Below are 10,631 nucleotides of genomic sequence, written 5' to 3'. Positions count from 1 at the left end.
GAAAACCTGGCATCACAACCTTTTGGATTGGTCTGCAAAAATTTAATTCAGTAATGCAAGGTTGGAGACTCTTTACAGATGTGTCCAGACGGTAGCTCTGAAAAGAGTCTTTTTTTTTAAGTAATTTTTAAAACTGTGCGCTTCAAAATTTAATATCTTTGTGGCACAACAAAAATAAAAGATATGTTTGGTATAGGAGGAGGAGAATTAGTTTTCATACTGTTTATAGTACTAATGCTTTTTGGTTCAGATAAAGTGCCGGAAATTGCCCGCACTATGGGTAAAGCTATGGCGCAGTTAAAAAATGCAACCAACGATATAAAAAGTGAAATTCAAAAGGGAGCAGAGGCCAACGGCCTTGATACAAAATCTTTGACTGATATAACGGGTAATATTAACGCACAGATTAATGATGCAAAATCTAATTTGTTAGGTGATACTACTAATTTATCCGGTAATCTGTTAGGTGATACTGCCACAGAAATAGACAAAGTAAAAGAAGATATTGAATCACTTTCGGGACCAATAAAACGCCAAAGATAATATGCTTGAAAAAATAGAAGAATTAGATATCAATTTACTGATCTATCTAAATGGTTTAGGTTCTGAAACATATGATAAAATCTGGCTGATTATTACTAATCAGTTGTATTGGACACCATTCTTTTTATTATTGTTTTATCTTATTTATAAAAAAATAGGAGGAAAGCAAACCTTGTATATATTACTTTTTGTAGCAATTTTACTTGCTTTTACAGATCAGACTTGTAATTTGTTTAAACATACTTTTCAGCGTTTACGCCCTTGCAATAATCCTGATATCAATACAATTATCAGAGTTGTTCAGGTTAGAAAATCTTTTAGTTTTTTCTCAGGACATGCTGCAAATACAATGGCTGTAGCAACCTTTTTATATTTGGTTTTAAAACGCCATTTCAAATATTTAGGCTTTTTATTCTTATGGCCTTTAATTTTTGCTTACAGCCGAATTTATTTGGGATTACATTATCCGGGAGACATTCTAACAGGATATTTCTTTGGAGCAATTTTCGGATTCTTAATCTTTTTAGCTTACAGAAGGTTGAAACCGCAATATTTTCCGGGATAAATTTTTTAAAGGTTCTGAGTTTCTAAGATACTAAGGTTCTAAGTTTTCTCATATAAAATTTGGATAAATTGCCTCCAGCTTTAGCTGGAGATTCTATTGATAAAATTAAAAAGGCTTTAGCCAAAATACACTAGGTATTTGGCTAAAGCCTTTTTCTTTTTTAGGTTTTATTATCTCCAGCTAAAGCTGGAGGCTATTGAATTTTTATTTTACAATACTCTTGAAATCGTCTTAATTATTTTCAAGAATTTTTCTTTCACTCCATTCTAATCCAGCAGGAAGTTGTTGTTTACTGAATTCTATATGGATAACTCTTCTTCTTTCGTTGTTTGTGGTTTTATTTGAAGCATGAAATAATAAAGGTTTCATAATCATGATGCCGCCTTTTTCTACTTCGCAAATTGTTTCTTTTTGGTTTTCAAAATCCAGATTTTCGATTCTCAAAATTCCTTTTGAATGGGAATTATTGATGACTTTTAAAGCGCCGTTGTCTTTTGTAGTGGTATCAATATGAATTCTAATGGTAAAATTATCTTCTAAAATTTCTTTTGGCGGCTGTACCGCAAACTGATTTTGTTTTACAGTCCAGTTTTCAAAATTTTCGGCTTCAATTTTTTTATCGACAGAAATAGTTAAATCCTGATGATAAGCCACAAACCAATTTGATTTTTCGGGTTTATCAAAGTAAATTGATTTGGTTATAAAGTATCCTTTCCCAAAATTAGATTCAATAATATCTTTTAAATTTTGATTGAAAATAAAATCTAAGGTTTCAGGTATTTCTTTATGAAATTGCCTGATCGCAAATAAATCCTGAGATTTTCTAAAAGTAGCATTATCAGAATCATTTTCGGTTACATTTTCGATTAATGAAATCAGTTTTTCAATTTCATTTTCAGTGTAAACATTGTTTATTATCGAAAAACCTTCGGAGTTTATTTCAGTGCTGTAATTCATGATTAAAATTCTTGTTGAATTGCCTCCAGCTTTAGCTGGAGGTAAAATAGAATTGAAGAAAGGGCTTTAGCCAAATTATCTACTAGTGTTTAATTTGGCTAAAGCCCTTGAATATTCTTAAATTTGGTTTCTCCAGCTAAAGCTGGAGGCTATTGATTTTTTTATTTTACAATACTCTGCTCACTGTCAAACCATCGCGAATTGGTAATAAAACCGTCTCCACTCTTGGATCATCTTTCAAAAGCTGATTATATTCTAAAAGTACTTTTGTGCTGACATCATTTGGGTGAACCGGTTCAAGAATTTTCCCGCTCCACAAAACATTATCAGATAAAATAATGCCGCCTTTATTCATTTTCGGAACAATCATTTCCCAATAATTGAGGTAATTTTCCTTATCTGCATCAATAAACACCAAATCAAATTTTACATCTATAGTCGGGATAATATCTACTGCTTCGCCTAAATGCTGAAAAATTTGATTTCCCCAAGGTGATGCATCAAAATATTTTCTTTGAAAATCTATTAATTCTTCTTTAATATCAATAGTATGCAATTGTCCATTTTCCTGCATTCCTTCGCATAAACAAAGCGCAGCATAACCCGTATAAGTCCCAATTTCCAGAATATTTACCGGACGTATTAATTTTGATAACATACTTAAAACACGGCCTTGAAAATGACCGCTTAACATTCTCGGTAAAAGTATTTTTTGGTATGTTTCTTTATTAAGTTTGGCTAGTAATTCTGGTTCGTTTTCAGAATGCTGCTCGATATAATCTTCTAATTCTTGTGATATAAAATGCATCTTGTAGTTGTTGTAATTGAATGCAAAAATACAAAAAATATCCGCTGACTATTTTGCATAAAAAAACCATTCGTTTGGGCGAATGGCTTTCTGTTTTTAGTTTTAATTTGAAAATTATTTTTTCAAAGCTTCATTTACTTCTTTAGCTGTTTTTACAGTTCCGTCTTTTGCAGCTTTTGCAGCATTTTCAACTTTTTCAGCTCCTTTTTTAGCAGCATCTTTCACGTCAGTTGCGGCTTTTTTAGTTCCGTCTTTTACTTCTTGAACTGCATTTTCAGTAGCATCTTTAGCTTTTTCAGCAGCATTTTCTGTTTTACTTACAGCGCTGTCTTTAACTTCTTCAATATCTGTTGTTAGAGAGTCAACTTTGTTTCCAAGAGTTAATTCTTCATCTGCAGGTTTAGGTTCTTTCTTTTCGCAAGATTGTAATCCTAAAGCTAATAATGCAACAACAGCGAAACTTAAAATTTGTTTTTTCATAATAATTTGTCTTTTTAGGTTATAAAATTTAAAAGGTTATAAAGTGGAATAATAAAAATACAAATTTTAAAATTATGGCGCGCTTTGTAAGATTACTTTTCTTTTGAGTGCAAGACAATTCTTGTGCCAAATTTTTTCAGTTTTGAAAAGTTTAAGAATTTTTTTTTGCTGAAGTATTTTAGAAGTAAGCTTTAGTTTTTGTAGAGGCTGAAATTTATCACAATATCATCTTTTACTTTAATTAATCCGGCCATTTTTACGGGCGGTTCTAAGTCAATATCAGAGAATTTTAAATTTAGTGTTCCCTGAATTTTATCATCAGAATTATATAGAATAAAATCTTTGTATTTTAAAGTTTTATCGGTGATATAAAAGTTTAATCGGCATTTGTAATTTTTACCATTTGGTTTTACATCTGTAATGCAAACGATACTGTTTGGAAATTGTTTCACTTTTACGGTTCCCTGTAAATCTTTCGTCATTATTTTGTTGCCGCAGTCAAAGTTTGACATTTTGATTGCGGTATTAAAAGCCTCTTTTTTAACTGAATTTATGTAAACTGTATCTTTTATTGAAAAGGTATTAGAACAATTGTATTTGCCAACAGTTGATGTTCCTGTAATTTCTATTTTAATTTTATTTATTACTAAGGCTGTATCTTCTGTTAAAAAAGTGGGTTTAGCACTTCCTGATAAAAAGAAAGCCGCTAAACCCATAATTAAAAAAATAAATCTTTTGTACATTTTATCAAAATGAAATTACTGCTTCGAACATAAGTCCTTTAAAACTTCCGCCGAAAAGATCATTTGGAGTTGCTCCGTTAAATTGAGAGAAGTTTTTATAATTTTGATCTACATATTCTAATTTTGCCAAAACGTTTCTGGTCATGAACCATCCTGCAGCGGCTTCAAACCTATTTATTTGAATTGCTTCTGCATTTGCATTGGCCAATTTTCCATCTACTAAATTAAATTTTCCACCAACATAAAATCTTTCATTTTCTCCAAAGCGATAAACTAAATCACCCACATATTGGTTTACCTTACGAGTTTCGTCAGTTCCTTTGTAATCTCCTCCAGAAGTAAATTCTAACGTTCCAAAAAACTCAAGACCTTTATATTTGATAAATGGGTTTACCATGTATGATGTTGCCCAGTTTCCGTATCCCGGATTAAATCTTCCTGTATCTTTATTAGCTGTTGGATCAAAGTTGTTTGGAACAGTAATAATTGGTGTTCCGGTAGCAGGATCAATAATATTATATTCAGAATGGCTCATTACGCCGTAAAAACGGCTTCCTGCTCTATCAGAAGAATATAAATTTCCGCTAGAATTTGCTGTATGATAATAAGAACCTGTTAATCGAATTCTCAAGTCGTCGTTGATTTGTTTATCCCAGCCTAATTTTGCAAGAATAGAAGGGCTTATAGTTGTATTATTATCTGGTTTAGCTGCTGTAGGATTTGCTGCTACAATTTCCTGAACGTTTTGATTTAGTTTAGAATTCGTTACTCCAATCATGCTTACAAAGCCTGATCTATTATAGTAAACTTCAGCCCCCATTTCTGTAATGAACGCATCCATAATATTATTTCCAACAAACGGATTCATAAACGCATTTCCGTTATCAGATCTTCTAAAGTGGGCATCACCATAGTTGTTCTCCATTTGACCAATTTTGATTGTTGTATACTGCATGAAATCAGCAAGAAAATCTTTTTTAATGAAATCAAGTTTGTCAATTTGCAAATAACCTCCTTTTACCCAAGTTTCGTTGTGGTGTCTGGAAGCCAGATATACATCTAAGTTTACACGTACACCATCATATAATTGAGCCCCAATCGTGTAATTTGCATTTGGTAAATTGAAATTATTCTCTAAATTATTTAATCTGTAACCTGGCGCCGTGGCTAAGTTTTTTTGATCGTTAAACGAGTTTAAAGCTTGAAATTGAAGTGCAAAAGCGGCTCCCATATCGACACTTAATCCTTTATAAGCAACAGTATCTTTTTTTACATCAAATTGATTAATACCTTTTTGGCTTCGTGGAATCTGGTTTTGAATGTGGCCAAAACTTACCTGAGCATTAACAGCAAATGTGCTGACTAATGTTATACATAGGATATAAATTTTTTTCATGGCGTTTATAAATTAAAGTTTAAATTGAATTTTATCGTTAAGTCTTGTCCCGTTTTAATAGTTCCAAGCATGGCAGTTGGTGCTTTCATCCCAAACTCTGCAAAAGTGATTTTGTTTGAGCCCTGCATGTTTAAACCATCTTTTGTAACAGTTGTTTTTACAGTCGTTTTATAAACTTTGCAGACTCCTGCTATGGTGTAAGTTCCTGTCAATTCCCAAGTGGTTTCGTTTACTTTTTCGGCAGATTTTAAAACATACTTGATGTTTTTATTTTTATCTGTTTTTAAAGCTTCGTAAGCTACTTTATCCATGCTTTTTTTCTCACTTTTCACACTTTCAGCCAATAAAGTAACCGATAGAGATTCTATTTCAGTAAGCTTTGAATTAGCTATTGAAAAGTTTGCTGTTCCGGTTCCTGAAGCCGACTTCATTTCCCAATCATGCAGCGTTGAAGTCCCCGCAACTGAAAAGGTCGCTTTGTCATCTAAAGAATATGATTTTTGTGCTGTAGCAATTGAAGTAATTCCGAAAAGGGCAATTACAAATGCGAATAATTTTATTTTGTTGGTTTTCATTTTTGTCATGTTTTTATTGTAAAAAATAAGTTAACAAATCGACCGATTTTCTTTTAGTACTAAGAATGTTGTTTTAACTTGTATCAAAGATCTACCTATATTTCAAAGGGATACATGATAAAAATCATTGTTAAAATTTTATTAAAATGGTATTTAAAAACTACAACGTTTTCATTTTTTTGGAATGGATAATTGTACCCAAAGTGAGATTCAAGATTTTATCAAACATTAATTTTTCAAGAATGTAATTGTAGTTTACAGATCAGAAATTTGATTTATCTGACTTAACATGATGTTGAAAATCACAGTTAAATCTTTACCGGTTTTAACAACGCCAAGAGCAGCTTTCGGAGGCGTCATTTCAAAATCGCCAAAAGTGATTTGATTAGAACCCTGAAGAATAAAAGTTCCATTATCAGCCGTTATTTTTACCTGAGTTTTGTATTCTTTGCTGACACCGGCAATGGTATAAGTTCCGGTTAGAATCCAGGTTGATTCATTTATTTTTTCAGCAGCTTTTAAAGCGTATTCAATAGTTTTATGCGTTTCAGTATCCAAGGCTTCATAAGCCACCTGATCCATACTTTTTTTACTGCTTTTTAAACTTTCTGCTAATAAGGTAATAGTTAGGCTGTTTATGGCTGTAAGTTTAGAATCTTTTACCGTTAAGTTGGCGATGCCAGTTCCTTCTGTAGATCTCATTGTCCAATCGTGAACTGTAGAAGTTCCGGCAACTTCAAAAGTTGATTTAGCAGCTGCTACGGTATAAGTTCTTTGTGCGTTTAGCTGTAATGATACGGTTGTAAAAAATGCTGTTAATAGGATTGATGTAATTGTTTTCATCTTGATAGGTATTTGTTAATTTTAATCAGGAGAGTTCTGTAAGTGGTTGTGAACTGACCTTATTTCTTAGATCAAAATTATCAAGCAGACAGTCGAAATTAAATGATAAAAATCATAACCAAACTTTAATTAAATCATTATAGTAAGGGTTTAACGGATAAATAGAGTTGTGATTTTGCATAAAATTCAAGAAAGGATAAACGAAGAATGCATCTAAAAATCGAAAAAAAGGACAAAAGTGATTAACTTTGCAGCATGCAAATCGAGAAAAAAGACATAAGAGCCTTATCAAAAGATCAGTTACGAGATTTTTTTGTCGCAAATAATGACAAAGCTTTCCGTGGAAATCAAGTGTATGAATGGCTTTGGAGCAAAGGAGCACACAGTTTTGAGGATATGACGAATGTTGCCAAAACAACACGTTCTATGCTTGAAGAAAATTTTGTTATCAATCATATTAAGGTTGATACTATGCAGAGAAGCAGCGACGGAACAGTAAAAAATGCGGTCCGCCTGCATGACGGATTAGTTGTAGAATCTGTTTTAATTCCAACAGAAACCAGAACAACAGCCTGTGTTTCAAGTCAGGTTGGGTGTAGTTTAGATTGTAATTTCTGTGCAACTGCGCGTTTAAAAAGAATGCGAAATCTGGAGCCGGGAGAAATCTACGATCAGATTTTGGCAATTGATAAAGAAAGCCGTTTGTACCACAATCATCCGCTTTCGAATATTGTTTTTATGGGAATGGGCGAACCTTTAATGAATTATAATAATGTCATTAAAGCGATCGACATGGTGACATCGCCAGAAGGTTTAGGAATGTCTCCAAAACGTATTATGCTTTCGACATCAGGAATTCCGAAGATGATCAAGAAAATGGCTGATGATGATGTGAAATTCAAACTGGCAGTTTCTCTGCATTCGGCAATTGATGAAACCCGCGCGAAGATTATGCCTTTCAGCAAAAACTTTCCTTTAAAAGATTTACGAGAAGCATTAGAATATTGGTATAGAAAAACCAAAAGCAAAATCTCATATGAATATGTAGTTTGGAAAGGAATTAACGATGATAAAGCTTCGGTTGATGCATTGGTGAAATTCTGTAAATATGTACCGTGTAAAGTCAATTTAATTGAATACAATCCAATTGACGATGGAGAATTTCAACAAGCTTCAGAAGAGTCTATTTTAGCATATATAAAAGCATTAGAAAATATTGGAGTTGTTGTAAAAGTGCGACGCAGCCGCGGAAAAGATATTGATGCTGCCTGCGGACAATTGGCGAACAAAGAAGCGGATGCAGTATAGTCCCTACGGGACAAAAACGATATCACGCAATGTTGTTTTTTCTACCGATATTTAATCTCTCCGAGATAACTCCGCTAGGTCTTACAGATCGGTAGAAAAATTATGATTAAAACGTACAGAATGTCCCGTAGGGACTACATGTAAATGCAAAGTTTACGATATTATAAAATTAAAAAAAGCATTAAAAACGAGGGTGAATCTAGTTTTTAATGCTTTTTTTGTGGGCAAAAAGGGATCTTATTTTTTCAAATCAATTTCTTCTGTTACGCCGTCTTTTGTTACAGAAGCCAGAGTATCGCAATCTCCATTGCCATAATCAATGGTGGCCAAAGCTCCATTTTTAGTAATTTCAACAACTCCTTTTACAGCAAATGGTTTTCTGCATGAAGCTTTAAATTCCAGAGGAGTCGTAATTTCTGCATCGTAAGTATCTCCGTTTGGTAAAGTTGTGGTACCGCTTCCGGTCACTACAAAAACATTGTCTTCCCAATTGAACCAAGTGTTATAACCGGCAGTCATTTCTTTTACTAAAGAACCTTTTCTGATATAAACACTTCCGTCATCAAAAGTAATAGTTAAATCAATTGCCGCGGTTAAAACCGGATGCGCTTCTGCCAGTAAATCAGTCGATTTTACAGTTCTAATAATGCTCTTGCTTCCCTGAAGTAGTTTACCATTGTGATAAAAACCTTCAAACGTATAACTGATGGTTTGTGTAGAAGCCGAAAAATCATTAGAAAATGAAACCACCATTTTTCCTTTTACCGTATTTCCGTTATCAAGCGTACAGCCGTCAACACCAAAATCTATTGTTTTTGTAAAAGTATTATTCGTTAAAACTGTTGTAATAACAGCACATTCAGGTAAAAAGTGTTTTATGTTTCCAGAAGGTTTGCTGTTAATGTTTACTTGAGAGTTAAACTGATCTTCAGCAATATTCGTAACATCTTCAATAGAGGCGTCAATTTTAGAATTGGCAATTATTTCGTTGTTAGTAATGACCTTACTAGTTCCGTCATTTGTGTTTTCATCAGAATTACAACTTGTAAATAGTGATAAAGCGATACAGGTTCCAATTAATAAAAATTTTGTTTTCATAATAAATAGTTTTTTTGGTTTTACTTTTCAATGAATTCAAATTAGTTATTAGATTGAGGTGTTTTTGGATTGTTTTTTATAAATTAGTACATATTTATAGATATACTAACATAAAATAGACAACGTTTTTTTATTTAAAATAGTATATTTGAAATCGAAATGAATATTACTTCACAAATAAAACAGCCTATTATTACCGAGATGGAACTTTTTGAAAAAAAGTTTCACGAATCGATGACTTCAAAGGTTGCGTTACTAAACAGAATCACTTATTATATTGTAAACCGAAAAGGAAAACAAATGCGACCTATGTTTGTTTTCTTGACGGCAAAAATGGTTTCCGGAGGTATTGTAAACGAAAGAACGTATCGTGGTGCATCGGTTATTGAATTAATTCATACGGCAACTTTGGTTCATGATGATGTGGTGGACGACAGTAATCGCCGCCGCGGATTTTTCTCTATAAATGCACTTTGGAAAAATAAAATTGCTGTTTTGGTTGGAGATTATTTACTTTCAAAAGGATTACTGCTTTCTATCGATAATGGTGACTTTGATTTACTCCGAATCATTTCTGTAGCCGTTCGCGAAATGAGCGAAGGTGAATTACTTCAAATAGAAAAAGCCAGAAGACTTGACATTACTGAAGATGTTTATTACGAAATCATCCGAAAAAAGACTGCAACACTTATTGCAGCTTGCTGTGCACTTGGCGCAAAATCGGTAATTGAAGATGATATTCAGGTGGAAAATATGCGAAAGTTTGGCGAACTTATCGGAATGGCATTTCAAATTAAGGATGACTTATTCGATTACAGCGAAGAAGCTATCGGAAAACCAACCGGAATCGATATTAAAGAGCAAAAAATGACTTTGCCTTTAATTCATGTTTTAAATACTTGTACTCCACAAGAAAAAAAGTGGTTGATAAACTCCATCAAAAACCACAACAAAGACAAAAAACGCGTAAAAGAAGTGATTGTCTTTGTAAAAGATAATAATGGTTTGGCTTACGCCGAAGACAAAATGGTGCAATTCCAGCAGGAAGCACTTTCCCTTTTAGACAATTACCCGGATTCTGAATTCAAAGCGGCGCTTACTTTAATGGTAAATTACGTTATTGAAAGAAAGAAATAGTTTCTTTAATTAGATAATCAGAAAATTTATCAATTAGATAATTGGTTTACTTTGTTGTAAATCAGTTGTGTATTTCTGCGTGTTTGGAATTTGGAATTTAAAAATTGATTTTTTTTTACCTCCCATGCAACCATTTCAAATCGACATGCGTCTATGCTAATAGAAGTCTGTTTCTAAA

The 10,631-nt window shown here is 32.8% G+C and carries 12 protein-coding genes; 4 read left to right on the top strand and 8 right to left on the bottom strand.

All coding sequences use genetic code 11. From position 1 onward, the window contains the following. The first annotated feature begins 183 nt into the window (after positions 1-183). Together BUE10_RS21715 and BUE10_RS21710 are read left to right on the top strand one after the other, a co-directional pair. Positions 184-543 (top strand): Sec-independent protein translocase subunit TatA/TatB, encoded by a 360-nt coding sequence (locus BUE10_RS21715; RefSeq protein WP_073488958.1) that lies wholly within the window; start codon positions 184-186, stop codon positions 541-543. A gap of 1 nt (position 544) precedes the next feature. Further along, positions 545-1,108 (top strand): phosphatase PAP2 family protein, encoded by a 564-nt coding sequence (locus BUE10_RS21710; protein WP_073488957.1) that lies wholly within the window; start codon positions 545-547, stop codon positions 1,106-1,108. A gap of 231 nt (positions 1,109-1,339) precedes the next feature. Here the strand turns inward: BUE10_RS21710 and BUE10_RS21705 are convergent, their stop codons facing one another. The 7 genes from BUE10_RS21705 to BUE10_RS21675 form a co-directional block, all read right to left on the bottom strand. After that, the gene (locus tag BUE10_RS21705; RefSeq protein ID WP_073488955.1) at positions 1,340-2,065 is read right to left on the bottom strand and encodes a phytanoyl-CoA dioxygenase family protein; all 726 of its coding nucleotides are present in this window, start codon (positions 2,063-2,065) and stop codon (positions 1,340-1,342) included. 166 nt (positions 2,066-2,231) lie between these two features. Then, on the bottom strand, positions 2,232-2,873 hold the full coding sequence (locus BUE10_RS21700) for an O-methyltransferase (RefSeq protein WP_073488953.1): 642 nt from the start codon (positions 2,871-2,873) through the stop codon (positions 2,232-2,234). A 114-nt stretch (positions 2,874-2,987) separates the two neighbouring features. Further along, positions 2,988-3,353: a hypothetical protein gene (locus BUE10_RS21695; protein ID WP_073488951.1), complete on the bottom strand. Its 366-nt coding sequence runs from the start codon at positions 3,351-3,353 to the stop codon at positions 2,988-2,990. Between the two features lie 191 nt (positions 3,354-3,544). Beyond that, positions 3,545-4,096, bottom strand: coding sequence for a hypothetical protein (locus BUE10_RS21690; RefSeq protein WP_073488949.1), 552 nt, complete (start codon positions 4,094-4,096; stop codon positions 3,545-3,547). Between the two features lie 4 nt (positions 4,097-4,100). Continuing rightward, positions 4,101-5,492 (bottom strand): hypothetical protein, encoded by a 1,392-nt coding sequence (locus tag BUE10_RS21685; RefSeq protein ID WP_073488947.1) that lies wholly within the window; start codon positions 5,490-5,492, stop codon positions 4,101-4,103. 5 nt (positions 5,493-5,497) lie between these two features. Beyond that, the gene (locus BUE10_RS21680) at positions 5,498-6,067 is read right to left on the bottom strand and encodes a YceI family protein (protein ID WP_234984787.1); all 570 of its coding nucleotides are present in this window, start codon (positions 6,065-6,067) and stop codon (positions 5,498-5,500) included. Between the two features lie 255 nt (positions 6,068-6,322). Then, a complete protein-coding gene (locus tag BUE10_RS21675) occupies positions 6,323-6,910 on the bottom strand; it encodes a YceI family protein (protein ID WP_073488944.1) in 588 nt (195 codons plus the stop codon). A gap of 255 nt (positions 6,911-7,165) precedes the next feature. Between BUE10_RS21675 and rlmN the strand changes: the two genes are divergently transcribed. After that, entirely contained in the window at positions 7,166-8,218 is a 1,053-nt protein-coding gene (gene rlmN, locus BUE10_RS21670) for a dual-specificity RNA methyltransferase RlmN (protein WP_073488942.1), read from the top strand. 237 nt (positions 8,219-8,455) lie between these two features. On the opposite strand, the gene BUE10_RS21665 is transcribed toward rlmN, so the two are convergent. After that, positions 8,456-9,316 (bottom strand): hypothetical protein, encoded by an 861-nt coding sequence (locus BUE10_RS21665; RefSeq protein ID WP_073488940.1) that lies wholly within the window; start codon positions 9,314-9,316, stop codon positions 8,456-8,458. A gap of 159 nt (positions 9,317-9,475) precedes the next feature. On the opposite strand from BUE10_RS21665, the gene BUE10_RS21660 reads away from it, so the two are divergent. Beyond that, a complete protein-coding gene (locus BUE10_RS21660; protein ID WP_073488938.1) occupies positions 9,476-10,453 on the top strand; it encodes a polyprenyl synthetase family protein in 978 nt (325 codons plus the stop codon). The last annotated feature ends 178 nt before the right edge of the window (positions 10,454-10,631 follow it).

Source organism: Flavobacterium sp. CF108, from assembly GCF_900129795.1.
Classification (GTDB): domain Bacteria; phylum Bacteroidota; class Bacteroidia; order Flavobacteriales; family Flavobacteriaceae; genus Flavobacterium.
Note: the sequence above shows the minus strand (reverse complement) of the source record. Positions and strands in the feature narration are given on the sequence as shown.

Excerpts from the sequence above, each read along its gene's own strand:
- BUE10_RS21715 (WP_073488958.1), top strand. The coding sequence starts at position 184 with ATGTTTGGTATAGGAGGAGGAGAATTAGTTTTCATACTGTTTATAGTA.
- BUE10_RS21710 (WP_073488957.1), top strand. The coding sequence starts at position 545 with ATGCTTGAAAAAATAGAAGAATTAGATATCAATTTACTGATCTATCTA.
- BUE10_RS21705 (WP_073488955.1), bottom strand. The coding sequence starts at position 2,065 with ATGAATTACAGCACTGAAATAAACTCCGAAGGTTTTTCGATAATAAAC.
- BUE10_RS21700 (WP_073488953.1), bottom strand. The coding sequence starts at position 2,873 with ATGCATTTTATATCACAAGAATTAGAAGATTATATCGAGCAGCATTCT.
- BUE10_RS21695 (WP_073488951.1), bottom strand. The coding sequence starts at position 3,353 with ATGAAAAAACAAATTTTAAGTTTCGCTGTTGTTGCATTATTAGCTTTA.
- BUE10_RS21690 (WP_073488949.1), bottom strand. The coding sequence starts at position 4,096 with ATGTACAAAAGATTTATTTTTTTAATTATGGGTTTAGCGGCTTTCTTT.
- BUE10_RS21685 (WP_073488947.1), bottom strand. The coding sequence starts at position 5,492 with ATGAAAAAAATTTATATCCTATGTATAACATTAGTCAGCACATTTGCT.
- BUE10_RS21680 (WP_234984787.1), bottom strand. The coding sequence starts at position 6,067 with ATGAAAACCAACAAAATAAAATTATTCGCATTTGTAATTGCCCTTTTC.
- BUE10_RS21675 (WP_073488944.1), bottom strand. The coding sequence starts at position 6,910 with ATGAAAACAATTACATCAATCCTATTAACAGCATTTTTTACAACCGTA.
- rlmN (WP_073488942.1), top strand. The coding sequence starts at position 7,166 with ATGCAAATCGAGAAAAAAGACATAAGAGCCTTATCAAAAGATCAGTTA.
- BUE10_RS21665 (WP_073488940.1), bottom strand. The coding sequence starts at position 9,316 with ATGAAAACAAAATTTTTATTAATTGGAACCTGTATCGCTTTATCACTA.
- BUE10_RS21660 (WP_073488938.1), top strand. The coding sequence starts at position 9,476 with ATGAATATTACTTCACAAATAAAACAGCCTATTATTACCGAGATGGAA.